This window comes from Caballeronia sp. M1242 (genome assembly GCF_017220215.1).
Lineage (GTDB): Bacteria > Pseudomonadota > Gammaproteobacteria > Burkholderiales > Burkholderiaceae > Caballeronia.
The window spans coordinates 2,364,762-2,390,264 of the sequence record NZ_CP071129.1; the positions used below are offsets into that span (position 1 = coordinate 2,364,762).

Here is a 25,503-nt window from a genome sequence, read left to right on the forward strand (position 1 = left end):
GGGTTCGTCTGCGTGCGTCAGCCGGCGCTCGCGGGCGCGGTCACGAGCCCGGCTTGCGCGGCGATTCGGTACAGACCGTGTTCGGTGGCGTGCGCGACCGTCTGCGCGTCCTGGCAGTCGAAACGCGCGAGCGCGGCGCGATAGCGGTCGCAGAGCGCATCGTTGCCGATGAGGCGCAGCGTCCTGCCTGCGAGCGACGACGCATCCCGCGCCAGCACTTCGTTCAGCCCGCGCAGTTCATGGCCGATGAGCAGTCCCGACAAGTAATCAGGCTGCTGTTCGGGCGTCAGTTGCCCGGTGAGGCCCAGCGTGCGCGTGCTGAAAATGGTCGCGAGCACGCCGGGATGACCGGCATCGCGCGCGGTATCGACACCGCGAATGAACGCGGCCGCATCGGGGGCCGCGCCGTGCTGCATCGTGCGGCCGAGAATCGTGTGGTCGCGAAGCGCGCCGAACGTCTCGCCGGTCATGAAGGTGTAGAAACGCTCGATGCGGCCGTCTTCGACGAACGCCCATTTCGCATGCGTGCCGGGCAGGCCGATCAGCGCGCCGCCCGGCGCGGACAGCGACGCGTCCGCCGAAAGCGCGCCGACGATTTGCGTTTCCTCGCCGCGCATCACGTTCGGCAGCACGCCGCGTTCGAGCACGCCGGGCACCACGCGCACGATCACACCGCGCGCCGCCGTCACCGTGACGATGCCCGAGACAAGCGCGTTGGCGTCGGCGGGCGTATCGACATACGGCGCTTCGATCCAGCCTTGCGCGCTGCCGATCATGCCCGCCGCGATCACGGGCAAGCGCGGATGCGCGTCGAGCCACGCGCCGCAGGTTACCTCGAACGCCTCGTCGAAGCCGCCGGCGGGCAGCTTCATGATGCCTGCCGACGACGCGCGCGTGTCGAGCGCCGTGCCGTCGTCGCCGAGCAGATAGGCGCGCAGGGACGTGGTGCCCCAGTCGAGCGCAATGAGAGCGGGCGCGGTCATCGCTTGATCCTGCGATTGGCCTGCGGCGCGCGCCAGCCGAGTTCTTCGGAGATCGAACGCGCTTCGCGCTGCACGACCGGGATCAGTTCTTCCATGCGTTCGTCCGGCATATAAGGGATAGTGCTCGCGACAGAAAGCGCCGCGACGATCGCGCCCGACGCATCGCGCACGGGCGCGGCGACGCAGCGAATCGACGCCTCGTTTTCTTCGAGGTCGAAGGTGTAACCGCCTTGCGAATAGCGCGTCATGCGTTGAAGAAACGTATCGACGTCCGGGCGGTTCTCCGGCTTGAAGCTCGTGCGGGCGAGCGCCCGGTGCGACGCGTCGAGCAGCTTCTTCCACGCGTTCGCTTCGAGGTCGAGCATCATCGCCTTGCCGATGCCCGTCGATGCGAGCGGCATGCGGTGCCCGACGCGCGAACGCATTTCGAGCCCGCGCGTGCCGGGAATCTTGTCGATGTAGAGCACGTCGTCGCCGTCGCGCACGCCCAAGTGAATCGTGTCGTGCGTATGCTGCGCGAGCGCCTGAAGATGCGGACGCGCGACCGCCGTCAGCGGCATCTGTTCGAGCGCGATGGTGCCGAGTTCGATCAGCTTCGGCCCGAGCAGATAGCCGCCCTGCACTTGCCGCAGATACCGCGCCTGCACGAGCGAACTTACGAGCCGGTGCGTGGTGCTGCGCGTCGTGCCGAGCGCCGCGCTGAACGAGCGCAGATCGCGCGCGCCGTTCGCGGCCGCTTCGAGAATCGCCAGGCCGCGCAACAGCGTCTGCGTGCCGGCCTGCTGCGGCGTGACATCGACGAGCGCGCTCGGCAGCGCGATGGCGTCGGCGTCGCGGCGGCCGGTTTCGCGCGCTCGGGCGTCGTTGGCGGCGAGGCCGTTGTCCGTATCGGCATGCTGGAGCTTGGTCATGTCGATCACCCCTCGATGAGCGAGCAAGACGGCGCGCGCTTTTCGCGTGAGGCGGATGAATCGTGCGGCGCGACCCGCGAGCGCGGGCAGGCGATCGAATGCATGACGTGTCTCCGGTTTTGTTCTTGTTGGCGCGAGGCATCCTGGCCTGCGCAGTGCCTTCTGGCGGTGTCGTCGAAGGCTTGGACCGGATTGTAGTTCCGGCTATCTCAAATCTTCAATATGTGACCGCGCTGTTCACATAATGGGAGTCTAGCTGACAACTGAAAGCGACACGCGAACAAAAAAGCCCTGACGGATCAGGGCTTTATCGAGTTTAGCGACGCGAGCTAAATTCTATTCCGGCAGTTCGGCGGCGCCCATTCGCCGGGCGATGACGCGCGCCCGCATCGTCAGATACGCCGAATTGCGATGGTCGTCGAAGTACTTCGGACGCGGCAGCATCACGGCGAGGCGCGCGCTCTGTCCCGCCGTCAACTTGGCCGCCGACGTCTTGTAGTAATAACGCGCCGCCGCTTCCGCGCCGTAGACGCCGTTGCCCCACTCCACCGAATTCAGATAGACCTCGAAGATGCGTTCCTTGGTCCACCAGAACTCGAGCATCCACGTGATCACCAGCTCCTGCGCCTTGCGGATATAGCTCTTCTCGCGCGACAAAAACAGATTGCGCGCGAGTTGCTGGGAGATGGTCGAGCCGCCCGCGACGATCTTTCCGCGCGACTTGTTCTTCTCCCACGCCTGCAAGATGGCGTCGGTTTCGTAGCCGTTGTTATTGACGAAGTTCGCATCTTCGGACGCGATGATCGCGCGCTTCAAATTGCGCGAGATCTGGTCGTATGGCACCCATGTGCGTTGCAGTGCGATGCCGGGATGCGTCTTCGCGAGCGTCCACGCGTCGGCGCGCATGAAGGCGGTCGAACCGGGATTCGTCACCGTCCACACGCCGATCTGAAGGAAGAAGTAGAGCTGCGTCGCGAGAACCGCGATGAAGAAGACGGATACGCCGTACGCGATCCATCGCGCGGGACCGAGCCGCACCGCGCGGCGCGTAGGCCGGTCGCTCGGCGACGTGCGGCTGTGGCCGGGCGCGGTGGTCATCAGGCTTTTGCCGTCAGTGTCTGACGCAGTTCGCGCAGCACGGCGCCGCCGTCCGGGCGCACGCCGCGCCAGATGAAGAACGATTCGGCGGCCTGTTCGACCAGCATGCCGAGGCCGTCGGCCGCGCGCGCGCCGAGCCGCTCCGCGTGCTGCATGAAGACCGTCGGCTTCGGGCCGTACATCATGTCGTAGGCGAGCGTGCCCGCGCCGAAAGCCGCGTCGTCGCATTCGGGCAGCGCGGCGTCGAGGCTGCCGGCCGTCGCGTTGACGATCACGTCGTAGCGCGTCTTTTCGATGCTGTGGGCGCCGCCGCCCGACAGGCGCACGTTCGCCTCCTGCGCGGCCTGCGCGAACTGACCGACGAGTTGCTGCGCCTTCGCCGCCGTGCGATTGACGATGACGAGCGACGCCGGCCGCCGGTCGAAAATCGGCAAGACGACGCCGCGCGCCGCGCCGCCCGCGCCGAGCAGCAGCACGCGCGCGCCTTCCAGACTCACGCCGAGATTCGCTTCGATGTCGCGCACGAGGCCGACGCCGTCGGTGTTGTCGCCGCGCACGCCGTCTTCGGTGAACGACAGCGTGTTGACTGCGCCCGCTGCCGCCGCGCGCGGCGACAGCGAATCGGCGAACGCGTGGGCGTCGAGCTTGAACGGCACCGTCACGTTCATGCCCCGTCCGCCCGACGCGATGAACGCTTCGACTGCCTGCTCGAAGCCGCCGAGCGGTCCGAGAATGCGCCCGTATTCGACCGCTTCGCCGGTCTGTTCGGCAAAGCGCGCGTGAATCCACGGCGACTTGCTGTGCTCGACCGGATTGCCGATCACCGCGTACCGGTCGCGCGGCTGCGGCGCGTTCATGCGTTCGGCTCCTGTGGCTGCGGCGATGCTTCCGCCGATTCATCCACCGATGCCTCCGCCTGCGCTTCGGCTTCGCTTTCGGCGCTGAGGTCGTCGGCTTCGATGATTTCTTCCTCGGCTTCGTCTTCTTCGACGGGCGCGGCCGCGGACGGCGCGTCGATCACGTGCAGCAGACGACACGACGCCTCGACGGTGAGTTCATCGATCGACACCACTTCGAGCATCACCCGCGTGCCGCGCGCATGCACGCCCAGGCCGGGCACGTGCAGGATCAGCGGGATCTCCTCGAAGCGCACGAGATCGTCCTTCACCACCGACGCCGGAACCTGCCGCTTGTTCTCCTGCTTCAGCCAGCGCAGACACCAGAAGTACTCCATGCGGCGCTGATGATCCGCGTAAGCGGTGTACGTATCGTCGAAACCTTGCACGACGGCGAACAGGTCCGCGTCCTTCGGCTTGAAAGGGGCGGCCAGCTTCGCGGTCACGCCGTGCTGCACGCACGCGAGCAGTTGCCACTGATTGACCAGATCGACGTAACGGCGCAGCGGCGACGTGCTCCACGCATATTGCGCGACGCCCAGGCCCTCGTGCGGGGCGGGCGTCGTCTGCATGCGCGTGCGCTTGGGGCCGGGACCGCCGAAGCCGCGCTGCGAGCGGTAGATGCCCGGCACGCCGTGATCGTTGAGGAACGCGCCCCACGACGAATTCGCGAGAATCGCGAGTTCCGCCACGATCAGGTCGAGTGGCGATCCGCGACGGCGCGGCGTGATGGTGATGTGCTCGCCTTCGACGTAGAAGTTGAAGTCGTTGTTGCGCTGCACTTCGCGCTTGAGGCCGTACGTCGCGCGGGCTTGCTGGCGCTTTTCGAAAAGCGCCTGCGCGAGCGGCCACAACACGGCGATGTCTTCCTTGTGCGGATAATCGCCCGTGCCGGCGGCGAGGCTTTCTTCGGTGACGTGCTCGTCGAGATGGTTGTGGCGCAGATTCGACTTGATGAACACGCGCTCGGCCCGCGTTTCGCTCGCGACGATGTCCTGCGTCTCGCGATTCACGATGATGTACAGCGACAGCGCCGGCCGCAGTCCGCCCTCGCCGAGCGTGAAGACATTGACGACGTTGTCGGGCAGCATCGTGATCTTGTCGCCGGGCATGTAGACCGTCGAAAGACGGCTGCGCGCGATCGAATCGATGGTGTCGCCGCGTGCGATGCCGAGCGCCGGCGCCGCGATATGCACGCCGATGCGCACGCGCCCGTCCGCCAGATGCTGCACGGAGAACGCATCGTCGATTTCGGTGGTCGTCACATCGTCGATGGAGAACGCTTCGACGTCCGCTTCGGGCAAATCTTCGGGCAGCGGCGCGGGCTGCACGGACGGGAAGCCGACGCCGTGCGGGAAGTACTCGGCGAGGAAACGCGCTTCGTGCAATTGACGCGCGGACGCAATGCCGCCGCATTCGAGCATGAGCCGCGCCTGCGAAATGCCGCGCGCGGCCGCCGCCGCCTCGAGCGCCTTGTATTCGATGGAATTCTTGTCCGGCTTCGTCAGAAGGCCGATGGCCTTGTCCTTCAGCGCCTCGGGCAGCTTGCCCGCCTTCAGTTCTTCCTCGTAGCCCGCCTGCACGAGCGCCTGCTGGCGCTTGCGCTCCAGCGACGCGAGCGCCATTTGCAACTGCTCCTGCGGCGCGCGCTGATACTGCCCGCGCCCCTTGCGACGGAAGTACACCGGCGCGCCGTGCATGCGCAGCACCAGCGCGGCGCGCTCGCTCGGACCGAACTTGTCGCCGAAGTAGTCCGCGCCGAGCGCGGTGAACGGAAACTCTTCCTCGGGCGCGCATTCCCACAGGAAATCGAGGTCGATGTCCTGCGCGATGGCGTCGGCTTCCTGCATCAGATCGGCGGCGGCGGGCTTCTCGAATTCGATCAGCACGTCTTTCGCGCGCACCTTTGCGCGGCGTCCGCCCGGCAACTCGACCTGAAACGCGTCGCCTTGTTTCGACAAGACCGAGCCGGCCTTGAAACTACCCGATTCCTCGAAGAAAACGTTCACTCAATACTCTCGTAAGACGGTGGACCGGACGCGGCATGCGCCGGTGGATGAATGAGGCGTCATGCCGCCGCGGGCGCGACGGCCGCGCGCGGCGACTGATCGCAGAAGGCGAGCACGTCGCCGAGATAGTCCGCGAAGTCGCTGATCGCGTGATTGCTGCCCTGAATCAACGTGGTGCGCACGCCGGGATAGCGCGCGAGCATCGTGCGGTAGTCGATTACTTCGTCGCCGGTCGCGGCAATCAGAAAGTAGCGCTCGGGCCGCGTGATGGCATCGACGGCGAGCGCGCGCAGTTCGTCCAGATGGCGCGGCAACACGGTGATGCTGCCGCCGCCGTGCCACAACGGCTGTTCGCCCAGGTACGCGCTCAGGTCCGATTGCGGCACCACGGCGGGATTGAGCAGCACCGCGCGCCAGCCGTGCTTTTCCGCGAGATAGGTCGCGTAATAGCCGCCGAGCGAACTGCCGACGACGGTGACATCGTCCGACGCCGCCGTGCTCGCGATGGTTTCCGCCAGCGCGATGGCTTCGCACGGCGACACGGGCAACACCGGGCACTGCCATTCGCTCAACCGGCCAAGTTCCGCGAGGCGCGCGCGCATGGCGCGCGCCTTGAACGATTGGGGAGACGAGCGAAAGCCGTGCAGGTAGAGGATCACGCGGGGCCTCGTGTCGTGGTGCCGGACGGACGCGCGGAAAGCGCGTCGAGCAGTTTCTGATGCACGCCGCCGAAACCGCCGTTGCTCATCACGAGCACGTGATCGCCCGGGCGCGCGGCGGCGGTGACCGCCTTGACGAGCGGGTCAATTTCGTCGAAGGCGTGCGCCTTGTCGCCGAGCGGGGACAGCGCCTCCGCCAGATTCCAGCCGAGCTTGTCGCGGCCTTCGCGCGCGCCATAGCCGAAGACGAGGTCCGCGCCGGCGAGGCTCGCGGGCAATTGCGCCTTCATCGTGCCGAGCTTCATGGTGTTCGAGCGCGGTTCGAGCACGGCGAGAATGCGCGCGTGACCCGAATCGCCGATGCGCGTGCGCAATCCCGCCACCGTCGTTTCGATGGCGGTCGGATGGTGCGCGAAGTCGTCGTAGACAGTCACGCCGTCGACGCTGCCCTTCACTTCCATGCGCCGCTTCACGTTGCGAAAGCTCGCGAGCGACTTCGCCGCCTGCGCCGCCGGCACGCCGACCGAGCGCGCCGCCGCGATGGCCGCCAGCGCGTTCATGCGATTGTGCTCGCCCTGCACTTGCCAGTCGACCACGCCCTGCCGCTCGCCTTGCCAGTAGACAGCGAACTGTTCGTCGACGGTCGCGCCGTCCTCGGCGGGCAGCGCCTGCCAGCCGCCCTCCACGCCGAAACGCTCCACGCCCGACCAGCAGCCGCGCGTGAGCACGCGCTCGAGCGCCGCCTCGCGTCCGTTCGTGACGATGCGGCCCACGCCCGGCACCGTTCGAACGAGGTGATGAAATTGCGTTTCGATAGCCGCGAGATCGGGGAAGATATCGGCGTGATCGAATTCGAGATTGTTGAGCACCGCCGTGCGCGGGCGGTAGTGGACGAACTTGGAACGCTTGTCGAAGAAGGCGGTGTCGTACTCGTCGGCTTCGATCACGAAGAAGCTCGAATCCGTCAAACGCGCGGAAATGCCGAAGTTGAGCGGCACGCCGCCGATCAGAAAGCCCGGATTCATGCCGGCGTCTTCGAGCAGCCACGCGAGCATGGAGCTTGTCGTGGTCTTGCCGTGCGTGCCCGCGACCGCCAGCACCCATTTCCCCGCAAGCACATGCTCGCCGAGCCATTGCGGGCCTGACGTGTACGGCAGGCCGCGATCGAGAATGGCTTCCATCAGCGGATTGCCGCGCGACACCACATTGCCGACGACGAAGAGGTCCGGCGCGAGCTCGATCTGCTCGGGCCCGAAGCCTTCGATCAGTTCGATGCCTTGTGCTTCGAGCTGGGTGCTCATCGGCGGATAGACGCCGGCGTCGCAGCCGGTGACCTTGTGTCCGGCCTCGCGCGCCAGGACGGCGAGACCGCCCATGAAGGTGCCGCAGATGCCGATGATGTGGATGTGCATAAAGCGTGTCGCGCCGCGCGGGCGATGGAGTGCGGAAAACTGGAACGGCGCACCACGGATAAAAGCCGTGCGGGAGTGCGCCCGGAGGCGCATATTGTAACCGAGCGCGCCCGCCGGCCTGAGGCCAGGGCTGCCACGGCCGCCGCCCCCGCCGGACGCCCAGACGTTATCTAGTATGATGCCCCCATGGTTCGCAAATCACATATCGATCCGCAGCGCGTGCGCGAGGAAATCGCGATCGCGGCCGCGAGAATGATCGCCGAAGACGGTCTCGACTACTCCACCGCCAAGCGCAAAGCGGCGCGGCTCGTGGTGGGCGAAAGCAAGATCGGCGGCGAGTTTTTGCCCGACAACGATCAGATCGAAGAGGAAATCCGCGAATATCAGGCGATTTTCCAGAGCGACAGCCAGCCCGCCGTGCTGCGCCGCATGCGCGAAACCGCGCTCGAATGGATGGAGCGCCTGAAGCCCTACGATCCGTATCTGACCGGCGCGGTGCTCAACGGCACGGCGGGCGAGCATTCGGATATTCATCTTCAATGCTTCTGCGACAACCCGAAGGAAGTCGCGATCTATCTGCTCAACGCCAATATTCAATACGACGTCTCGGAGACGCGGCACTTCGCGGGGCGCGGTTATGTGGAGACATTGAGCTTTCTGCATCGCTTGCGCGGCGAGGAGCCGATCGGGGTCCACATCGCGCTCTACACCACCGTGGATCTGCGCGGCGCGGTGCGCGCCGACGGACGCGGCCGGCTCGCCCGCGCGAACGCCGCCGCCGTGCGCGCGCTGCTCGATCAATCCGACGATCCGGATCGCCCGCCGCTTTACATTGGCGAGTGAAACGGCAAGGCGCTTTCAATCTCACCTCCATGAACAGCACACGTATCTTTGCGGCCCTGGCGGTCGCCATCGCCGCGACGGTCGGCGGCTTCTACGCAGGTCATCTGCTTACCGGCAACGACACCGAAGCTGCGACGCAGCCGGGCGGAAACGCCGTCGATCAACTGTGGAAGATCACGCCGCCCGCCGCGTCCGGCACGTCGCAACCGCTCGCGGCATACAAGGGCAAGCCGGTCGTCGTGAATTTCTGGGCGTCGTGGTGCGGACCGTGCGTCAAGGAAATGCCGACGCTTTCGGCCTTGCAGCGCGAATATCAGAAGAAGGGCATCACGTTCATCGGGCTGGGCGTGGACAGCGAGAAGAACGTCAACGATTTCTTAAAGAAGGTCCCGGTCGACTATCCCGTCTACGTTACCGGCTTTGGTGGCGCGGACCTTGCGCGTAGCTTCGGCAACAACGCGGGCGGCCTGCCGTTCACCGTCGTCATCGACAGCAAGGGCGTGGTTCACTCGACCAAGCTCGGCGAAGTCAACGAAGCCGAACTGCGCCACGCGCTCGACGCGCTGTAAAAATTCGCTGCGACTTCGGCTGACGTTCGCGGGATTAAGCAGCTAGTTGCCGGACGTTTGCTGTATCTTCTCTGTTTCGCTGCGATAATGTCGGGTCGCACGCGCGAACGAGCACGGTCTGTCGCGCTGTAAAACTAGACAAAATTCTCTAAACGGCGCTAAAGTGCGCCGAATTCCGCACAACCCGAAGCGACCATGACTATTCCGCCGGTGCAGCAAGGCCACGCAGCCGCCCGTTCCGCCGCCAGCGAAAGCGGCGCCGGCCGAGCCACCGCGCCCCAAATGACAGGTCGCTTCGCCGCCAGTTTCGCCGCGGGCGCGCCGTGCCGCACGCCCGCGCGCACCGGATGATGGCCGCGCCGGCACGCGGCTGACGCACAGAACACACCCACAAATCAAGTCAAGCACCGGGCAGTCCCGGTCTCCAAGTATTGAAAGGGGATTTTTCGATGGACCTTCGTAAACTGAAAACGCTGATCGACCTCGTCTCGGAATCCGGCATCTCGGAGCTGGAAGTGACGGAGGGCGAAGGCAAGGTTCGCATCGTCAAGAACGCGGCGCCCGTCTATATGCAGGCGCCGCAGCAATACGCGCCGCAAGTGCAGGCGCAAGCCGCACCGAGCGCATCCGCATCGGGCGATGCCGGCGCGAGCGCTGGCGCCGCCGCGAGCGCCGCCGCGCCGCAGGGCCACGTCGTGACCTCGCCGATGGTCGGCTCGTTCTACCGCGCGCCGTCGCCGGGCGCCGATCCTTTCGTGCAGGTCGGCGATACGGTCAAGGAAGGCCAGACGCTGTGCATCATCGAAGCCATGAAGCTTCTGAACGAAATCGAATCGGACAAGTCCGGCGTCGTGAAGGAAATTCTTGTCGAGAACGGTCAAGCGGTCGAGTACGGCCAGCCGCTCTTCGTGATCGGCGACTAAGCGCGTCGGGCCGTGCGCCGGACGCCTCGCTCCGGTCCGCCCGGCTTCACCGCGCCGGCGCGCGCCATCCGCAAGCATCCGGTTGCGCGCGCCGCCGATTCGAATCCCGAGGGCCGCTCGCGCGTGCCCGTTGATGAGCCGACCCACTGCCATGTTTGAAAAAATTCTCATTGCGAACCGCGGCGAAATCGCGCTTCGCATCCAGCGCGCGTGCCGCGAACTGGGCGTCAAGACAGTCGTCGTCTATTCAGAAGCCGACAAGGAAGCGAAGTACGTGAAGCTCGCCGACGAAGCCGTCTGCATCGGACCGGCGCCGTCGAATCTGTCGTATCTGAACATGCCCGCGCTCATCAGCGCGGCCGAAGTCACCGACGCCGAAGCCATCCATCCCGGCTACGGCTTTCTTTCCGAGAACGCGGATTTCGCCGAGCGCGTCGAGCAATCGGGCTTCACGTTCATCGGCCCGCGTCCGGAAACCATTCGCCTGATGGGCGACAAGGTCACCGCCAAGCAGACCATGATCAAGACCGGCGTGCCGTGCGTGCCGGGTTCGGAAGGCGCGTTGCCGGAAGATCCGAAAGAGATCGTGAAAATTGCGCGCGCGGTCGGCTATCCCGTCATCATCAAGGCGGCGGGCGGCGGCGGCGGTCGCGGCATGCGCGTGGTCCATACCGAAGCGGCGCTCGTCAACGCGGTGAACATGACGCGTGAAGAAGCGGGCCGCGCGTTCGGCAATCCGCAGGTCTACATGGAGAAGTTCCTGGAGAACCCGCGGCATATCGAGATTCAGGTGCTGTCGGATTCGTTCCGCAACGCGCTGTGGCTCGGCGAGCGCGACTGCTCCATGCAGCGCCGCCACCAGAAGGTGATCGAAGAAGCGCCGGCGCCGGGCATCGCGCGGCGTCTGATCGACCGCATCGGCGACCGCTGCGCCGAAGCGTGCAAGAAGATGGGCTATCTCGGCGCGGGCACGTTCGAATTCCTGTACGAGAACAACGAGTTCTACTTCATCGAAATGAACACGCGCGTGCAGGTCGAGCATCCGGTGACGGAGCTGATCACGGGCGTCGATATCGTGCAGGAACAGATTCGCATTGCCGCTGGCGAGAAGCTCACGCTGCGCCAGAAGGACATCCAGTTCCGCGGCCACGCGATCGAATGCCGCATCAACGCGGAAGATCCGTTCAAGTTCACGCCGTCGCCGGGACGCATCACGTCGTGGCACGCGCCGGGCGGCCCGGGCATTCGCGTCGATTCGCACGCGTACAACGGCTATTTCGTCCCGCCGAACTACGATTCGATGATCGGCAAGCTGATCGCGTACGGCGCGACGCGCGAGCAGGCGATCAACCGCATGCGCATCGCGCTGTCCGAAATGGTCGTGGAAGGCATCTCGACCAACATTCCGCTGCATCGCGAACTGATGATCGACGCCAAGTTCGTCGAAGGCGGCACGAGCATCCATTACCTCGAAAACAAGCTCGCCGCGCGTCAGGCGGCGGTAGCCGAAGAGTCCTGAAGCGCCTTGGCAGAGAAACGAGCATGAGTTACCGGGAACTGATCGCCGAGCTGGACCGCGAGCACGCGGAGGCGCTGTCGGATGCGCTGCTGGACATGGGCGCGCTTTCGGTGTCCGTCGAGGACGCCGACGCCGACACGCCCGACGAGCAGCCGCTCTTCGGCGAGCCGGGGCTCACGCCCGAGCGCAGCGCGTGGAAGCGTTCGCGCGTGGTCGCGCTGCTCGCAGAAGACGCGGACCCGGCCGTACTGCTCGCCGCGGCGTCCAACGACATCGGCCTGGAAGCGACGCCCGCGTTCTCGCTGCGCGAAGTCGAGGAGCAGGACTGGGTGCGTCTGACGCAGGCGCAGTTTGATCCGATTGCCATCGGCGAGCGCATCTGGGTCGTGCCGTCATGGCACGACGCGCCCGATCCCGACGCCCTCGTGCTCGAACTCGATCCGGGCCTCGCGTTCGGCACGGGCAGCCATCCGACCACGCGTTTGTGCATGGAGTGGCTGGAGCAATCGGTGAAACCGGGGCAGTCGTTGCTGGACTACGGCTGCGGCTCCGGCATCCTCGCCATTCTCGCGAAGAAGTGCGGCGCAAATCCGGTCTATGGCATCGACATCGACCCGCAAGCGGTCGAGTCCGCGCGCCAGAACAGCGAGCGCAATCACGCGGACGTCACCTACGGCCTGCCCGACGACTGCCCCGCCGGCGAGTTCGATATCGTGGTCGCCAATATCCTCTCGAATCCGCTCAAACTCATGGCCTCGATGCTCGCCGCGAAGGTGAAGCCGGGCGGGCGGATCGCGCTGTCGGGCATCCTCGCGCGCCAGGCCGACGAGGTCGCGGCGGTCTATGCGAAGTGGATCGACATCGGCGTCTGGCGCGAGCACGAAGGCTGGGTGTGCCTTGCCGGAACGCGGCGCGAAAGCCTTTAGAATAGCGCCATCGTCACCGTTTCGGCCGTGAGGCCGCTGGCACTTTCCACTGGCACTTCCTATGGCGCTGGCTACCCGCTGCCCACACTGCGAAACCGTTTTCAAGCTCGATCCGCATCTGCTCGCGCCGCATGACGGGCGGGTGCGTTGCGGCCATTGCCAGGAAGTTTTCGACGCCGCGCATCATCGGTTCGAGTTGCCGGACGAGTCGGCCGAAGCCGACGAAGCGCAGCACGCCGCGCTGATCGACGATGAAGTCGCGGTCGGGCCTTCGACGTTCTCGTCGTCGAAAAAGGAAGCCACGAGCGTGCCGCCCACGCTGGCAGTGCCGCGTCAGCTCGATCTCGGCAACAAGTCGGCCGCGAAGTCCTTCTCGCCGCCCCCGGCGAAAGAGGACAACGATCCGACCGTGCATGCAAAGGCACCCGCATTCGCCGGCGCGTCGATGCCGCCGCCCGAACGCAACGTGCCGCGCAAGGACGCCGCGAACGAACCCGACGCCGAGCCTGTCGTCGAACCGGTGCCGCTCGGCCGCGTGAAGCCGGTGGCCGTGTCCGGCACGCCGCTCAACGACGACGCATCCGCGCCGCCCACCAGAAGCGAAGCGCCGAGGCGCCCGGAACCCGCGCCGCCGCCCTCGCGCTTTGTCGATCCGCTCGACGACCGCGCGGAGCCTTTCATCGGTCCGGCACAAAACCGGCCCGAACCGCCGCGCGCGCGCCCCGCCGCTACCCCGACCCCGCCCCCGACGCCGGCTTCCGCATGGGACGAGGACGAGCCCGGCTTCGGCGCGCGGCCGGCCGGTCTCGGCACCGCGCACCCGCCGAGCGCCAACGAAGCGTTTCCGGTCTCGCGGGAACCGCGCATCGAGACGACGCCACCGGCGAAGTCTGCGCGCAAGGGCTTGCGTGCGCTCGGTATCGTCATTGCAGTCTTGCTCGCGTTGCTGCTCCTGGTCCAGTTCGCCTGGTGGCAACGCGAAACGATCATGGTGAATGTCCCCGGCACGCATGCGTTTTACGTCAGTATCTGCGACCAGATCGGCTGCGCGATTTCGCCGCCGCGTTACATCTCCGGTTTGCAAATCGAGAGCTCCGGCTTGCGTCAGGTGGACGGCCCGCACAAGCTCGAACTGAAGCTCATGCTGCGCAACCGCTCGGATGTGGCGCTTGCCTATCCGGCGCTCGAACTCACGCTGCTCGACGACAAGAGCGACGTCGCCATTCGCCGCGTGCTGTGGCCGCAGGATTACGCGCGACCGGGTACGATATTCGCCATCGGCCTTCCGCCGCAAAGCGCGCAACCGGTCGTCGTCCGGCTGGATACGGGCGATGCCGTCGCCGCGAATTACCGGGTGCAGGTCTTCTATCCGTAACCGGATAGTGGCGCGAGCGCCCGGCTTTTCAAGACGCGACCCGGCAGCACGAGCCGGTCGCACAGTTCCCGTCAGCATCTGACACATCCTCTGGAGCGCAACATGAGTCAAGTTACCCTCGGCGGCAACCCGATCGAAGTCAGCGGCACGTTCCCGAGCGAAGGACAGCAAGCGCCCGCGTTCACGCTCGTCGGCGCGGATCTCGGCGATATCACGCTCGCGAGCTTCGCGGGCAAGCGCAAGGTGCTGAACATCGTGCCGAGCCTCGACACGCCCACGTGCGCCACGTCGACGCGCAAGTTCAACGAAGCGGCCGGCAAGCTGGACAACACCGTGGTGCTCGTCGTCTCCGGCGACCTGCCCTTCGCGGCCAAGCGTTTCTGCACGACGGAAGGTCTGGCTAACGTGGTGACGGCCTCGACGTTCCGCGGCCACGAGTTCGCGCAGTCGTACGGCGTGGACGTGACGAGCGGTCCGCTCAAAGGGCTGACCGCGCGCGCGGTCGTCGTGCTGGACGAAAACGACAAGGTGGTACACGCCGAACTCGTGCCGGAAATCAAGAACGAGCCGAACTACGATTCGGCGCTCGCCGCACTGAAGTAAAGTGCATCGACGGACCGCTGCGGCGGTCCGCATACGGGACGCGGCGGTCTTTCGGTTCGGCCGATGCCAACGCCGCCGCGCGCCGTATGCGCTACTCTTTCCTCGCGCCTAACTAATAAGGACGTTCGCCTTGGCTACGCTTATCTGCGGCTCGCTCGCCTACGACAACATCATGACCTTCCAGGGCCGCTTCGGCGACCACATCTTGCCGGACCAGGTGCACATGCTGAACATCAGCTTCCTGGTGCCGACGATGCGGCGCAACTTCGGCGGCTGCGCGGGCAACATCGCGTATGCGCTGAAGCTGCTCGGCGGCGATGCGAAGATCATGGCGACGCTCGGCGAAGCGGACGCGCAGCTCTATATCGACCGGCTCGACGCGCTCGGATTGTCGAAGGAATACGTGCGCGTGCTGCCCGGCCAGCATTCGGCGCAATGCTTCATCACGACCGACCTCGCGAACAATCAGATCACCGCCTTCCACCCCGGCGCGATGATGGAATCGCACCTGAACCGCGCCGACGAAGCGCAGGGCATTACGCTCGGCATCGTGGCGCCGGACGGCGCGGATGGCATGCGCGAACACGCCAAGCAGTTTGCGGTGGCGGGCGTGCCGTTCATCTTCGATCCGGGTCAGGGTTTGCCCATTCTTGAAGGTGTAGAGCTTTGTCGCATGATTGAACTTGCCACATACGTGACGGTCAACGATTACGAAGCCAAGTTGTTGAGCAACAAGACCGGCTGGTCGATCGAAGACATCAAGAGCCGGGTCGAGGCGCTGGTCGTCACGCGCGGCGAACACGGCGCGCAGATCTATCATGAAGATGGCGTGATGGACGTGCCGGCCGTGAAGGCGCGGCAAGTGGTGGACCCAACCGGTTGCGGCGACGCATTTCGCGGCGGCCTGTTGTACGGCATCGAGAACAAGCTTGGCTGGGAAAAGACGGGGCGTCTCGCGAGTCTGATGGGTGCGTTGAAGATCGAGCATCAGGGCCCGCAAACTTATGCGCCGACGCGCGCCGAAATCGAAGAGCGTTTCAAGCAGGCATTCGGAAGCAGCCTGTCGTGATCGAGTGGATGAAGGGAGTAAAGGAATGAAAACGGTAAGTCGCATCGTGCTGGCAGCATCGCTCATCGGCTCAGTCGCGCTGACGGGCTGCGCCTACAACAGCAGTTCGCCGGACGTCTACACGGCGTCGCAGGCGCAGCGCGAGGAAACGGTGCGCATGGCGACCGTCGAAAGCGTGCGCGGCGTGAAGATCAGCTCGAACAACGGCCAGCCGACCGGCCTCGGCGCCATCGGCGGCGGCGCGCTCGGCGGCGTCGCGGCGGGTAGCGCAATCGGCGGCGGCAACGGGTCGATCATCGCGGGCATCATCGGCGGTCTGGCCGGCGCAGTCGCGGGCAACGCGGTCGAGAACAGCGTCTCGACGAAGAACGGGCTGGAAATCACCGTGCGTCTGGACAACGGCGATCTGCGCGCCATCACCCAGACGTCGAATGGCGAAGTGTTTCAAGCGGGCGAGCGCGTACGGCTGCTCTCGAGCGGCGGCGTGACGCGCGTGACGCACTGAGTTCGTCTGAGGTATTCGACCGGGGAATCGCAGCGAGCCTGCGGTTGCTCGAAGAAGCGCATGCATCGAAAGAAGCATGCGCTTTTGTCGTTCGTCACGGGCTGCGAGCACGGCGCTAACTTGCTTCGGGCGCCGAAGCGAACAACCCGCCGCCGGAGTTGACCGGCGACGGGTCGAGGCCGGGTAGGCCTACCCGGTCGTAAGGCACATCGACGTGTGCCGCAGTGCTTCGGACTGCCGTTGCCGCGACTTACGGACGGCTGCCCGTCGGGAACGGCCATGCCGCCGCCGGGTTCAGCGCCGTCTTGACCGCAGTGGCCGGAGCCGCCGGAGCGGGCGTCGACACCGTGGTAGCCGTCGTTGCGGGAGCGGCAGCCGTCGTCTTCTTTGCAGCAGCAGCCTTCTTGGCCGGCGCCTTCTTCGCAGCAGGCTCGGCTTTCTTCGCTGCGGGAGCAGGCGCGGAAGCAGCAGGCGCAGCGGGAGCAGCGGCGGTTTTCGCCGACGCCTTCTTCGCAGGAGCCTTCTTCGCGGGCGCTTTCTTCGCAGCGGCCTTCTTCGCCGCCGCTTTCTTCGCGGGCGCCTTCTTGGCGGCGGCCTTCTTCGCAGGCGCCTTCTTCGCGGCGGCCTTCTTCGCAGGCGCCTTCTTGGCTGCGGCCTTCTTCGTGGCTACCTTCTTGGTGGCAACCTTCTTCGCTGCGGCTTTCTTCGCGGGCGCCTTCTTGGCCGCTACCTTCTTCGTTGCGACCTTCTTTGCTGCTGCCTTCTTGGCCGGCGCAGCCTTCTTCGCCGCGACCTTCTTCACGGCGACTTTCTTGGCTGCAACCTTCTTCGCGGCGACCTTCTTCGCTGCTACCTTCTTCGCCGGTGCGGCGGCTTTCTTGGCGGGGGCTTTCTTTGCTGCAGCTTTTTTCGCGGCGGGTTTCTTCTTGGCAACTGCCATGGTTTTTCTCCTTCAGGTTTTCAGATGAGAGTCAGTTCAAACAACACCCTTCGTCAAAACCCGCTTCTTGGCGTGGAGGCTCTCAGGGCACACGCTACGAAGCGGATTATTCATCGGCGTACGCTGATCCCACCTGCTTACGCTAATGAATACGGCAAGGCGCGCCGTGCCCCGAGGCACCGCGCGCCAAATTAAGTCAGCGCCCATACACGGCGCCGGCCATCGCTTGATCGAGCCAGCGAGCTTGTCGCCGGCATTTTCCGGGGGGAAGTTTGCCCATCCCATTGAAGGGAACGCAAAACGCCTGTCTTTCAATCGAACCACACGGTCCGTCAAGTCAGTAGGCGCACTTTGCATCAGGCGACCGTTCTCCTAAACCTTGTCGGCGGGGCGCGCGCAATGACGCACGCTGCTGCCCCGCCGTCCCATCGATTTCGTCTGCAACACGTCCTGGGCTTGTTGTTATTCCCAGGTCAGCGCGCCGCCGGTTTGATACTCAATCACGCGTGTCTCGAAGAAGTTGCGTTCCTTCTTCAAGTCGATCATTTCGCTCATCCACGGGAACGGGTTTTCCTCGTTCGGGTAGAGCGGGTCCAGGCCGATCTGCTGGCAACGCCGATTGCAGATGAACCGCAAGTAGCTCTTGAACATCGACGCGTTCAGGCCGAGAACCCCGCGCGGCATGGTGTCTTCAGCGTAGCGATATTCAAGATCGACAGCTTGCTTGAAGAGCTCGCGAATCTCCGCCTTGAATTCGGCGGTCCACAGTTGCGGCTCTTCGAGCTTGATCTGGTTGATGAGGTCGATGCCGAAGTTGCAGTGCATCGATTCATCGCGGAGGATGTACTGATACTGCTCCGCCGCGCCCGTCATTTTGTTCTGGCGACCCAGCGCCAGAATCTGCGTGAAGCCCACATAGAAGAAGAGCCCTTCCATGATGCAGGCGAACACGATCAACGACTTGAGCAATTTCTGGTCCGCTTCCAGCGTGCCGGTGGTGAAGGCCGGGTCGGTCAACGTCTGGATGAACGGGATCAGGAACTCGTCCTTGTCACGGATCGACTTGACCTCGTGATACGCGTTGAAGATCTCGCTTTCGTCGAGGCCGAGCGATTCGACGATGTACTGATACGCATGCGTGTGGATCGCCTCTTCGAACGCCTGGCGCAGCAGGAACTGGCGGCACTCCGGAGCGGTGATGTGGCGATACGTGCCGAGCACGATGTTGTTCGCGGCGAGCGAGTCGGCCGTGACGAAGAAGCCGAGGTTGCGCTTGACGATGCGGCGCTCGTCGTCGGACAGACCGCTCGGGTCTTTCCACAGGGCGATGTCGCGCGACATGTTCACTTCCTGCGGCATCCAGTGATTCGCGCAACCGGCGAGGTACTTCTCCCACGCCCACTTGTACTTGAACGGCACGAGCTGGTTGACGTCGGTCTTGCCGTTGATGATGCGCTTGTCGGCGACGTTGACGCGCGCTTCGCTCTGCGCGGCGATGGCGCCAGCGGAAGGCGTGGCGGCTGCGGGAGGCACGAAGCCATCCGAGAAGATGTTCTGCGCCTGGGCAGTCTGATGGGCGGCTTGATGATCGAACGATTGGGCAGCATGCGCTGCGCTCTGCGTACCGAAAGCCGTGCCTTGAGCGTTGCGCAACGTGTTGTGTTGCGAACCGCTCGACGGAGTTACGGCAGTGGTCTCGTCATCCCAGTTGAGCATAAATTCTCACCATCAATTTAGATCGGTTTGTACCATCTTTTCATGAGCGATAAAAGAGCTTGCTCATGAAAATTCTCGTTTTCTAGCGATTTGGATTCAGCGTTGCTACCTGCATACAACACTTGGCTCTGCGCATGGTCTTTCATGCGTGATGCGAGCAAGAGGAAGACGGGTGTGAAGCGGTCCTCATCGACTCTCTTCAAGCGTTGCGATGTGTGATCGGACTGCGTGGCTTCAATGCTTCGATCGATGATTCGGTCGATGCTTCGATGCGGTCATGCGAACGCTTGGCGACAGCCCGCGATGATCGATCGACGCGTGTCCTGTTGCTTAGTTGTGGTGCGATGCAAGCGAAGATGAAAGCGCGTTCGGCTGCGGTTGCGTTGCGGCTGCGCTCGATGACGCTTGCGTGCTGAGCGACGTGTCTTCGTTGCCTTCGCGCGCTTCGAATTCGTGCCGAAGTTTAGCATTCGCGGCCTTGCTTTACCACTATATATTGTGTCCGATCTAGCGCTGCTCTACTACCTATAGCGCGTGGAGTCAACGCCTCAAAGGGTTCAGCAATGAGCGCAGATTGTTGTGATCGATCTCGTGCATGAGCGCAAGCAACGCACCGAGCTTGCCTTCAGGAAAACCCTCACGCGCGAACCACGCGAGATAGTGACCGGGCAAGTCGGCGATGAGTCTGTCCTTGTACTTGCCGTAAGGCATGGTCTGCGTCACGAGACGCTGCAGGTCTTGCGGGTCCATCGTGTCTTCACTCCTCGTTGGGTTGATCGCGTCGCATCGCATCGCATAGCGCCCGGCGTGCGATCGCATGCGCGTGGTATCGGTGCCATAATCGCCGCTCTTGCCGCCATGACTGATCGCATTCTCTGATGCCGCTCGCCGTCAAAGCTTTCATCGCTCCTCTCATCGTCGCGTGTGCGATGTTCATGGAAAGCGTCGACGCCAACGTCATCGTCACTGCAATCCCCGAAATGGCGCGCGCCTTCGGACGCGATCCCGTCACACTCAAGGTCGCCGTCACCAGTTACGTGCTTGGCTTGGGCGTCTTCATTCCGATCTGCGGCTGGGTGGCCGACCGCTTCGGCGCGCGCGCCGTCTTTCGCGCGGCCATCGGCGTGTTCGTTGCCGGTTCGATCCTGTGCGCGGCATCGACGTCGCTCGGGCCCTTCACTGTCGCGCGCTTCATACAGGGCGTGGGCGGCGCGATGATGGTACCGGTCGGCCGCATCATCATCTTCCGTTCGGTGCGCCGCTCCGAGTTCATTCGCGCGATGAACTATCTCTCCGTTCCCGCGATGCTCGGCCCGGCCGCCGGCCCGCTGCTCGGCGGCTTCATCACGACGTATCTGCACTGGCGGCTGATCTTCTTCATCAATATTCCGATTGGCATTGCGGGCATCTACCTGACCAATCGCTACATCGCCGACTCGCGCGAAGAACATCCGGGCCGGCTCGACTGGCTCGGCTTCTTTTTGTCGGCGGGCGCCGGCGTCTTGCTGCTGCTCGGCCTTTCGCTCGTCGGCGGCGAGCTGGTGCCGCAAAGCGTTGCGTTCGCGATGTGCGCGGCCGGCGCGCTGATGGCCGCGCTGTACTGTCTCTACGCGCGCCGGGCCGCGCGACCGCTGCTCGACCTGCGCTTCTTTCGCGTGCCGACGTTTCAGGCGAGCGTCCTCGGCGGCTCGCTCTTTCGCATCGGGCTCGGCGCGGTGCCGTTCCTTTTGCCGCTCGCGTTGCAGGAAGGTCTTGGCATGACGGCGTTCAAGTCCGGCGCGATCACCTGCGCATCGGCGTTCGGCGGCATGTTCATGCGCTCGCTTGCGTCCCGCGTGCTGCATCGATTCGGCTTTCGGCAGACGCTTCTCTTCAACGCGGCGTTGTCGGGCTTGGCGATTGCGGCATGCGGCACGTTCTTTCCCGGCACGCCGACCTGGGTGATCTGGGCTGTGGTGCTGCTCGGCGGCTTCTTTCCGGCGCTGCAGTTCACGAGCCTCAATTCGCTCGCCTACGCGGAGATCGAAACCCGCGATGTCGGACGGGCGACGAGTCTTGCCAGCTTCGTGCAGCAGGTGTCGCTCGGGCTTGGCGTCACGGTGGCGGGCATTACGCTCGAACTCACGCAGTACGTGAATGGTCATGCGACCGTGCGGTGGTCGGACTTTTGGCCTGCGTTTGTTGTCGTTGGGCTGTTCTCGTTTCTTTCCATGCCGGTTACGGCTCGGTTGTCGCGGGATGCGGGCGTTGAGATTTCGCGTGGGACGCGGGGGTAAGGGTTCCTTTGCTTCGCGCTTCCTTCGTGCTGCCGTTCCCGTGTCGTTGCTCTTGTCGCGCGAGACAACGAAGCAAAGGGGCAGACCTACGACCTTACGTCAGCCCGGCAAGGGCAACGCCCAATAGACCGACGCGAAAACAAGTTCCAAGAAGATCCAAAGCCAGAAAACAAAAAAGCCGGCACCGAGAAACCATCTCAGCACCGGCGTTCGCCGCGAGCAGAACCCTACTCAGGCGCCAGCAAAAAACCTCACTGACATGCCTCGCACTCGTCGAACCCCGGATCGCCCGGACGCATCATGCAGACGGGACCGTCGGCTTCCGGCGCAGCCGCCTCGACCGCAGGCGCAGCAGCGGCAGCATTGAAACCACCACCGACGCCGCCGGCAGCGGAAGAAGCACCGCCCGACGACACCCCGAAGCCACCGCCCGAACCCGCACCGCCCTCACCCGACGGCACCGCGTTCAACGCGCCGTGCGCCACGGTCGACTTCTCGACGTGCGTCGCCGCCATCGTGCGGAGGTAGTACGTCGTCTTCAGACCGCGCAGCCACGCGAGCTTGTACACCTCATCGAGCTTCTTGCCCGATGCGCCCGCCATGTAGATATTCAGCGACTGCGCCTGATCGATCCACTTCTGACGACGCGACGCCGCTTCCACCAGCCACTTCGGATCCACTTCGAACGCCGTCGCGTAGATCGCGCGCAGGTCGGCCGGAACGCGGTCGATGCGCGAGAGCGTGCCGTCGAAGTACTTCAGGTCCGACACCATCACTTCATCCCACAGGCCGCGCGCCTTCAGATCACGCACCAGGTAGTCGTTGACCACCGTGAATTCGCCAGACAGATTCGACTTCACGTACAGGTTCTGGAACGTCGGCTCGATACACGCCGACACGCCGATGATGTTCGAGATCGTCGCCGTCGGCGCAATCGCCACGCAGTTCGAATTGCGCATGCCGTGCGTCGCGATGCGCGAACGCAGCGTCGACCAGTCCATCGACTCGGACGTGTCCACTTCCACGTAACCGCCGCGCGCTTCGGCCAAGAGCTTCACCGTGTCTTGCGGGAGAATGCCGCGATCCCACAGCGAGCCGCGATAGCTCGAATAACGGCCGCGCTCTTCCGCCAGTTCCGTCGACGCGTAGTACGCGTAGTAGCAGACGGCTTCCATCGAACGATCCGCGAACTCCACCGCTTCCTGCGACGCGTACGGCGTGCGCAGCAAGTGCAGGCAGTCCTGGAAGCCCATGATGCCCATGCCCACCGGACGATGCTTCAGGTTCGAATTACGCGCCTTCGGCACCGCGTAGTAGTTGATGTCGATCACGTTGTCGAGCATGCGCATCGCGACGCTGATGGTGCGCTTGAGCTTCGCGTGATCGAGCGCGAGCGTGCCGTCGGCCTGCTTCGTCAGGTGCGCGACCAGGTTCACCGAACCGAGATTGCACACGGCGATTTCGGTGTCGCTCGTATTGAGCGTGATTTCCGTGCACAGGTTCGACGAATGCACGACGCCGACGTGCTGCTGCGGCGAACGCACGTTGCACGGATCCTTGAACGTGATCCACGGATGGCCGGTTTCAAACAGCATGCCGAGCATCTTGCGCCACAAGTGCTGCGCCGGCACCTTCTTGAAGAGCTTGATCTCGCCGCGCGCGGCTTTCTCTTCGTAAGCGACGTACGCCTTCTCGAAGTCCGCGCCGAACAAATCGTGCAGGTCCGGACACGTCGACGGCGAGAACAGCGTCCATTCGCCGCCTTCCATCACGCGCTTCATGAACAGGTCGGGAATCCAGTTCGCCGTGTTCATGTCGTGCGTGCGGCGGCGGTCATCGCCCGTGTTCTTGCGCAGTTCCAGGAATTCTTCGATGTCGAGGTGCCACGTCTCGAGGTACGCGCACACGGCGCCCTTGCGCTTGCCGCCCTGGTTCACCGCGACGGCCGTGTCGTTCACGACCTTCAGGAACGGCACGACGCCTTGCGACTTGCCGTTCGTGCCCTTGATGTGCGAGCCGAGCGCGCGCACTCGCGTCCAGTCGTTGCCGAGGCCGCCCGCGAACTTGGAGAGCAGCGCGTTTTCCTTGAGCGCCTCGTAGATGCCGTCGAGGTCGTCGGCCACCGTCGTCAGATAGCAGGACGAAAGCTGCGAGCGATGCGTGCCCGAGTTGAAGAGCGTCGGCGTCGACGACATGAAGTCGAACGACGACAGCACGTTGTAGAACTCGATGGCGCGTGCTTCGCGGTCGATTTCGTTCAGCGACAGACCCATCGCGACGCGCATGAAGAACGCCTGCGGCAACTCGATGCGCGTGCCCTCGACGTGCAGGAAGTAGCGGTCGTACAGCGTTTGCAGGCCGAGGTAACCGAACTGCAGGTCGCGGTTCGCGTCGAGCGCGGCGCCGAGACGCTTCAGGTCGAACTGCTGCAGCTTGTCGTCGAGCAGGCCGGCTTCGACGCCGCGCTTGATGAACTGCGGGAAGTATTCGGCATAACGCTCGCCCATTTCGGCTTGCGTCACTTCGCCTTCGAGAATCTCGCGGCGGATCGTGTGCAGCAGAATGCGCGCGGTGACCTGGCTGTACGCCGGGTCTTTCTCGATCATCGTGCGCGCGGCGAGAATGGCCGAATCGTAGACCTGATTCATCGGCACGCCGTCGTACAGGTTCTTCACCGTTTCCGCGACGATCGGATCAGCCGAGACGGCATCGCCCAGATTCGCGCAGGCGGAGACGATCAGCGCCTTCAGCGCGTCGAGATCGAGCGGGCGCGTGATGCCGTTGTCCGTCACGTTGATGACGCCTTCGTGCGTCTTCGCGTTCTGCGCATGGCCGCGGTCCTGCTCACGCTGCTGCGTGCGCTTCTCGCGATACAGCACGTAGGCGCGCGCGACGTTGTGCTCGCCGCCGCGCATCAGCGCGAGTTCGACCTGATCCTGAATGTCTTCGATATGGAACGTGCCGCCGTGCGGACGGCTGCGCAGCAGCGCGCGCACGACCGCCTGCGTCAGTTGCTCGACCTGCTCGCGCACGCGAGCGGACGCCGCGCCCTGGCCGCCGTTCACGGCGATGAACGCCTTCGTCACGGCAATCGCGATCTTCGACGGCTCGAACGACACCACGCTTCCGTTGCGACGGATGACCTTGTAGTCGGCATACGTCGTGTTCGACGCGGGCGATTGCGCGCCCTGAACGTGCGCCCCGCCCGCATGCTGCGCGGATGCGCCTTCGTAGGAAGTCGTGGCGTTGTCGGTGGTTTGCATGTGCAAAACTCCTGGTGTTCGAATGGTGCGGATGATCCGCGGATTTATCACTTATGCCGCGTGCGTCGCCTCATGAGACGCGCGTCGCGGTGTTTGGCAGTGGTGCGGGCTGTGAAGACAGCAGGCCCTGAACACGAGTCGCGCGATGGCGGCCCGCACTGTCATGGCGTCGCGTGCGGTGCCCGCGTTGGCGCGCGGTGTCGGTTGACGCGACTCGCATTCACTTGCATGCGTTCTTCACGGTGCTGCTGTGCTGGCGCTCGATGCGCTGAGGGCCTCTTGATGAGACCGCTTGCGCACCGCCCCGGGCCAGCCAAACTTCAGATACGCCGGAAAGCCGACGGCGCCGGCTCGTGGGAGCGGGCGCCGCCTGTACAACACAAGATATAGTGCAAATCACGTCCTTCGGCACCAAGTATAGTGGAACTTCGCACGGTCTCAAAAAGGTTTATTTGCTTCGGAAGCGCTTGCGCGGGGTTGACTTTTGCGGCGTCGAAGCGCGGCAAGGGCTCCCGCGCGACGCTGTTGCGTCGCAGCGAGAATGACCGTGGGTGGTGGTCGGAGACTGTCGAGGGCGACTCATTGAAGCGGCGGCGGCGCGTGGTCGCAGCGCAGGCGCCGGGGCGATCGCGTCAATCGGATATCGGCTCGCGATGCTTCACACGAGAGGCAAGCTGCACGTACTCGTCGGACCGCAGGTTGTCGCGTAGTGGTTGCAACGCTCGCCTTCCTAAACGACGACTCGAACGAGTGGCTCGCGGGTTAATCTCTGGGGACGAACAGCGGGAACGCGTCGATCGGATATCGCTTCGCGATGATTCACACGAGCGCGCAAGCTACGGTACTCGTCTAACCGCAGGTTGTCGCTGCCTTCGAGTCCGACGCTCATCAAGTCGTCGCTGCGACGCCCGCGTTCCCGAAACGACGACACACACGCGTGGCACGCGCGTTCATCACTCGGGATGGGCAGCGCCAACGCGCCCTCGCGGTGAATCATGAAATGCGCCG

21 protein-coding genes and 1 pseudogene are annotated in these 25,503 nt (G+C 64.5%); 10 read left to right on the top strand and 12 right to left on the bottom strand.

The window, feature by feature from the left end; genetic code table 11:
* Positions 1-17: 17 nt before the first annotated feature.
* The 7 genes from JYK05_RS10990 to mpl form a co-directional block, all read right to left on the bottom strand.
* Complete coding sequence (locus JYK05_RS10990) at positions 18-983, bottom strand: 2-dehydro-3-deoxygalactonokinase (protein ID WP_206467038.1); 966 nt, start codon at positions 981-983, stop codon at positions 18-20.
* Positions 980-1,894 (bottom strand): IclR family transcriptional regulator, encoded by a 915-nt coding sequence (locus JYK05_RS10995; protein WP_241269802.1) that lies wholly within the window; start codon positions 1,892-1,894, stop codon positions 980-982. Before JYK05_RS10995 ends, JYK05_RS10990 begins: the two co-directional genes overlap by 4 nt.
* 336 nt (positions 1,895-2,230) lie before the next feature.
* Positions 2,231-2,992 carry a monofunctional biosynthetic peptidoglycan transglycosylase gene (gene mtgA / locus JYK05_RS11000; protein ID WP_206467039.1) on the bottom strand — a complete coding sequence of 254 codons (762 nt, stop codon included), beginning with the start codon at positions 2,990-2,992 and terminating at the stop codon, positions 2,231-2,233.
* A complete protein-coding gene (gene aroE / locus JYK05_RS11005; protein WP_175945093.1) occupies positions 2,992-3,849 on the bottom strand; it encodes a shikimate dehydrogenase in 858 nt (285 codons plus the stop codon). The genes mtgA and aroE overlap by 1 nt, the downstream gene beginning before the upstream one ends.
* Positions 3,846-5,897 carry a ribonuclease catalytic domain-containing protein gene (locus tag JYK05_RS11010; protein WP_206467040.1) on the bottom strand — a complete coding sequence of 684 codons (2,052 nt, stop codon included), beginning with the start codon at positions 5,895-5,897 and terminating at the stop codon, positions 3,846-3,848. The genes aroE and JYK05_RS11010 overlap by 4 nt, the downstream gene beginning before the upstream one ends.
* Before the next feature lie 59 nt (positions 5,898-5,956).
* Complete coding sequence (locus tag JYK05_RS11015) at positions 5,957-6,556, bottom strand: YqiA/YcfP family alpha/beta fold hydrolase (RefSeq protein ID WP_206467041.1); 600 nt, start codon at positions 6,554-6,556, stop codon at positions 5,957-5,959.
* A complete protein-coding gene (gene mpl, locus JYK05_RS11020) occupies positions 6,553-7,968 on the bottom strand; it encodes a UDP-N-acetylmuramate:L-alanyl-gamma-D-glutamyl-meso-diaminopimelate ligase (protein ID WP_206467042.1) in 1,416 nt (471 codons plus the stop codon). Before mpl ends, JYK05_RS11015 begins: the two co-directional genes overlap by 4 nt.
* 186 nt (positions 7,969-8,154) lie before the next feature.
* Between mpl and JYK05_RS11025 the strand changes: the two genes are divergently transcribed.
* From JYK05_RS11025 to JYK05_RS11065, 9 genes are all read left to right on the top strand, one after another.
* The gene (locus tag JYK05_RS11025; RefSeq protein WP_175945101.1) at positions 8,155-8,811 is read left to right on the top strand and encodes a UDP-N-acetylmuramate--alanine ligase; all 657 of its coding nucleotides are present in this window, start codon (positions 8,155-8,157) and stop codon (positions 8,809-8,811) included.
* A gap of 29 nt (positions 8,812-8,840) precedes the next feature.
* Positions 8,841-9,380: a TlpA disulfide reductase family protein gene (locus tag JYK05_RS11030; protein WP_206467043.1), complete on the top strand. Its 540-nt coding sequence runs from the start codon at positions 8,841-8,843 to the stop codon at positions 9,378-9,380.
* A gap of 449 nt (positions 9,381-9,829) precedes the next feature.
* Complete coding sequence (gene accB, locus JYK05_RS11035) at positions 9,830-10,303, top strand: acetyl-CoA carboxylase biotin carboxyl carrier protein (RefSeq protein ID WP_175945107.1); 474 nt, start codon at positions 9,830-9,832, stop codon at positions 10,301-10,303.
* A gap of 151 nt (positions 10,304-10,454) precedes the next feature.
* The gene (gene accC / locus JYK05_RS11040; RefSeq protein WP_175945109.1) at positions 10,455-11,822 is read left to right on the top strand and encodes an acetyl-CoA carboxylase biotin carboxylase subunit; all 1,368 of its coding nucleotides are present in this window, start codon (positions 10,455-10,457) and stop codon (positions 11,820-11,822) included.
* Positions 11,823-11,845: 23 nt separating this feature from the next.
* On the top strand, positions 11,846-12,748 hold the full coding sequence (gene prmA, locus JYK05_RS11045; protein WP_206467045.1) for a 50S ribosomal protein L11 methyltransferase: 903 nt from the start codon (positions 11,846-11,848) through the stop codon (positions 12,746-12,748).
* A 61-nt stretch (positions 12,749-12,809) separates the two neighbouring features.
* Complete coding sequence (locus JYK05_RS11050) at positions 12,810-14,123, top strand: zinc-ribbon and DUF3426 domain-containing protein (RefSeq protein WP_206467047.1); 1,314 nt, start codon at positions 12,810-12,812, stop codon at positions 14,121-14,123.
* 102 nt (positions 14,124-14,225) lie between these two features.
* A complete protein-coding gene (gene tpx, locus JYK05_RS11055) occupies positions 14,226-14,726 on the top strand; it encodes a thiol peroxidase (RefSeq protein WP_175945115.1) in 501 nt (166 codons plus the stop codon).
* 130 nt (positions 14,727-14,856) lie between these two features.
* Positions 14,857-15,795 (top strand): carbohydrate kinase family protein, encoded by a 939-nt coding sequence (locus JYK05_RS11060; protein WP_175945117.1) that lies wholly within the window; start codon positions 14,857-14,859, stop codon positions 15,793-15,795.
* A 25-nt stretch (positions 15,796-15,820) separates the two neighbouring features.
* On the top strand, positions 15,821-16,300 hold the full coding sequence (locus tag JYK05_RS11065) for a hypothetical protein (protein WP_175945119.1): 480 nt from the start codon (positions 15,821-15,823) through the stop codon (positions 16,298-16,300).
* 250 nt (positions 16,301-16,550) lie between these two features.
* On the opposite strand, the gene JYK05_RS11070 is transcribed toward JYK05_RS11065, so the two are convergent.
* The 4 genes and pseudogenes from JYK05_RS11070 to JYK05_RS11080 form a co-directional block, all read right to left on the bottom strand.
* Entirely contained in the window at positions 16,551-17,240 is a 690-nt protein-coding gene (locus tag JYK05_RS11070) for a histone H1-like DNA-binding protein (protein WP_206467049.1), read from the bottom strand.
* 31 nt (positions 17,241-17,271) lie between these two features.
* Positions 17,272-17,597, bottom strand: a pseudogene (locus JYK05_RS26305) (hypothetical protein).
* 105 nt (positions 17,598-17,702) lie between these two features.
* Positions 17,703-18,956, bottom strand: a complete 1,254-nt coding sequence (locus tag JYK05_RS11075) for a ribonucleotide-diphosphate reductase subunit beta (RefSeq protein WP_206467050.1) — start codon at positions 18,954-18,956, stop codon at positions 17,703-17,705.
* 540 nt (positions 18,957-19,496) lie between these two features.
* Entirely contained in the window at positions 19,497-19,706 is a 210-nt protein-coding gene (locus JYK05_RS11080) for a DUF3820 family protein (RefSeq protein ID WP_206467052.1), read from the bottom strand.
* Positions 19,707-19,834: 128 nt separating this feature from the next.
* On the opposite strand from JYK05_RS11080, the gene JYK05_RS11085 reads away from it, so the two are divergent.
* Entirely contained in the window at positions 19,835-21,232 is a 1,398-nt protein-coding gene (locus JYK05_RS11085; RefSeq protein WP_175945126.1) for an MFS transporter, read from the top strand.
* Between the two features lie 251 nt (positions 21,233-21,483).
* Here the strand turns inward: JYK05_RS11085 and JYK05_RS11090 are convergent, their stop codons facing one another.
* Entirely contained in the window at positions 21,484-24,495 is a 3,012-nt protein-coding gene (locus tag JYK05_RS11090) for a ribonucleoside-diphosphate reductase subunit alpha (protein WP_175945128.1), read from the bottom strand.
* Positions 24,496-25,503: the final 1,008 nt, after the last annotated feature.

What these genes read in the sequence shown, in the direction of transcription:
- prmA (WP_206467045.1), top strand. Translation starts at nt 11,846, where the DNA reads ATGAGTTACCGGGAACTGATCGCCGAGCTGGACCGCGAGCACGCGGAG.
- JYK05_RS11050 (WP_206467047.1), top strand. Translation starts at nt 12,810, where the DNA reads ATGGCGCTGGCTACCCGCTGCCCACACTGCGAAACCGTTTTCAAGCTC.
- JYK05_RS11070 (WP_206467049.1), bottom strand. Translation starts at nt 17,240, where the DNA reads ATGGCAGTTGCCAAGAAGAAACCCGCCGCGAAAAAAGCTGCAGCAAAG.
- JYK05_RS11090 (WP_175945128.1), bottom strand. Translation starts at nt 24,495, where the DNA reads ATGCAAACCACCGACAACGCCACGACTTCCTACGAAGGCGCATCCGCG.
- JYK05_RS11085 (WP_175945126.1), top strand. Translation starts at nt 19,835, where the DNA reads ATGCCGCTCGCCGTCAAAGCTTTCATCGCTCCTCTCATCGTCGCGTGT.
- JYK05_RS11065 (WP_175945119.1), top strand. Translation starts at nt 15,821, where the DNA reads ATGAAAACGGTAAGTCGCATCGTGCTGGCAGCATCGCTCATCGGCTCA.
- JYK05_RS10995 (WP_241269802.1), bottom strand. Translation starts at nt 1,894, where the DNA reads ATGACCAAGCTCCAGCATGCCGATACGGACAACGGCCTCGCCGCCAAC.
- accC (WP_175945109.1), top strand. Translation starts at nt 10,455, where the DNA reads ATGTTTGAAAAAATTCTCATTGCGAACCGCGGCGAAATCGCGCTTCGC.
- JYK05_RS11075 (WP_206467050.1), bottom strand. Translation starts at nt 18,956, where the DNA reads ATGCTCAACTGGGATGACGAGACCACTGCCGTAACTCCGTCGAGCGGT.
- accB (WP_175945107.1), top strand. Translation starts at nt 9,830, where the DNA reads ATGGACCTTCGTAAACTGAAAACGCTGATCGACCTCGTCTCGGAATCC.
- tpx (WP_175945115.1), top strand. Translation starts at nt 14,226, where the DNA reads ATGAGTCAAGTTACCCTCGGCGGCAACCCGATCGAAGTCAGCGGCACG.
- JYK05_RS11025 (WP_175945101.1), top strand. Translation starts at nt 8,155, where the DNA reads ATGGTTCGCAAATCACATATCGATCCGCAGCGCGTGCGCGAGGAAATC.
- JYK05_RS10990 (WP_206467038.1), bottom strand. Translation starts at nt 983, where the DNA reads ATGACCGCGCCCGCTCTCATTGCGCTCGACTGGGGCACCACGTCCCTG.
- mtgA (WP_206467039.1), bottom strand. Translation starts at nt 2,992, where the DNA reads ATGACCACCGCGCCCGGCCACAGCCGCACGTCGCCGAGCGACCGGCCT.
- JYK05_RS11080 (WP_206467052.1), bottom strand. Translation starts at nt 19,706, where the DNA reads ATGGACCCGCAAGACCTGCAGCGTCTCGTGACGCAGACCATGCCTTAC.
- aroE (WP_175945093.1), bottom strand. Translation starts at nt 3,849, where the DNA reads ATGAACGCGCCGCAGCCGCGCGACCGGTACGCGGTGATCGGCAATCCG.
- mpl (WP_206467042.1), bottom strand. Translation starts at nt 7,968, where the DNA reads ATGCACATCCACATCATCGGCATCTGCGGCACCTTCATGGGCGGTCTC.
- JYK05_RS11030 (WP_206467043.1), top strand. Translation starts at nt 8,841, where the DNA reads ATGAACAGCACACGTATCTTTGCGGCCCTGGCGGTCGCCATCGCCGCG.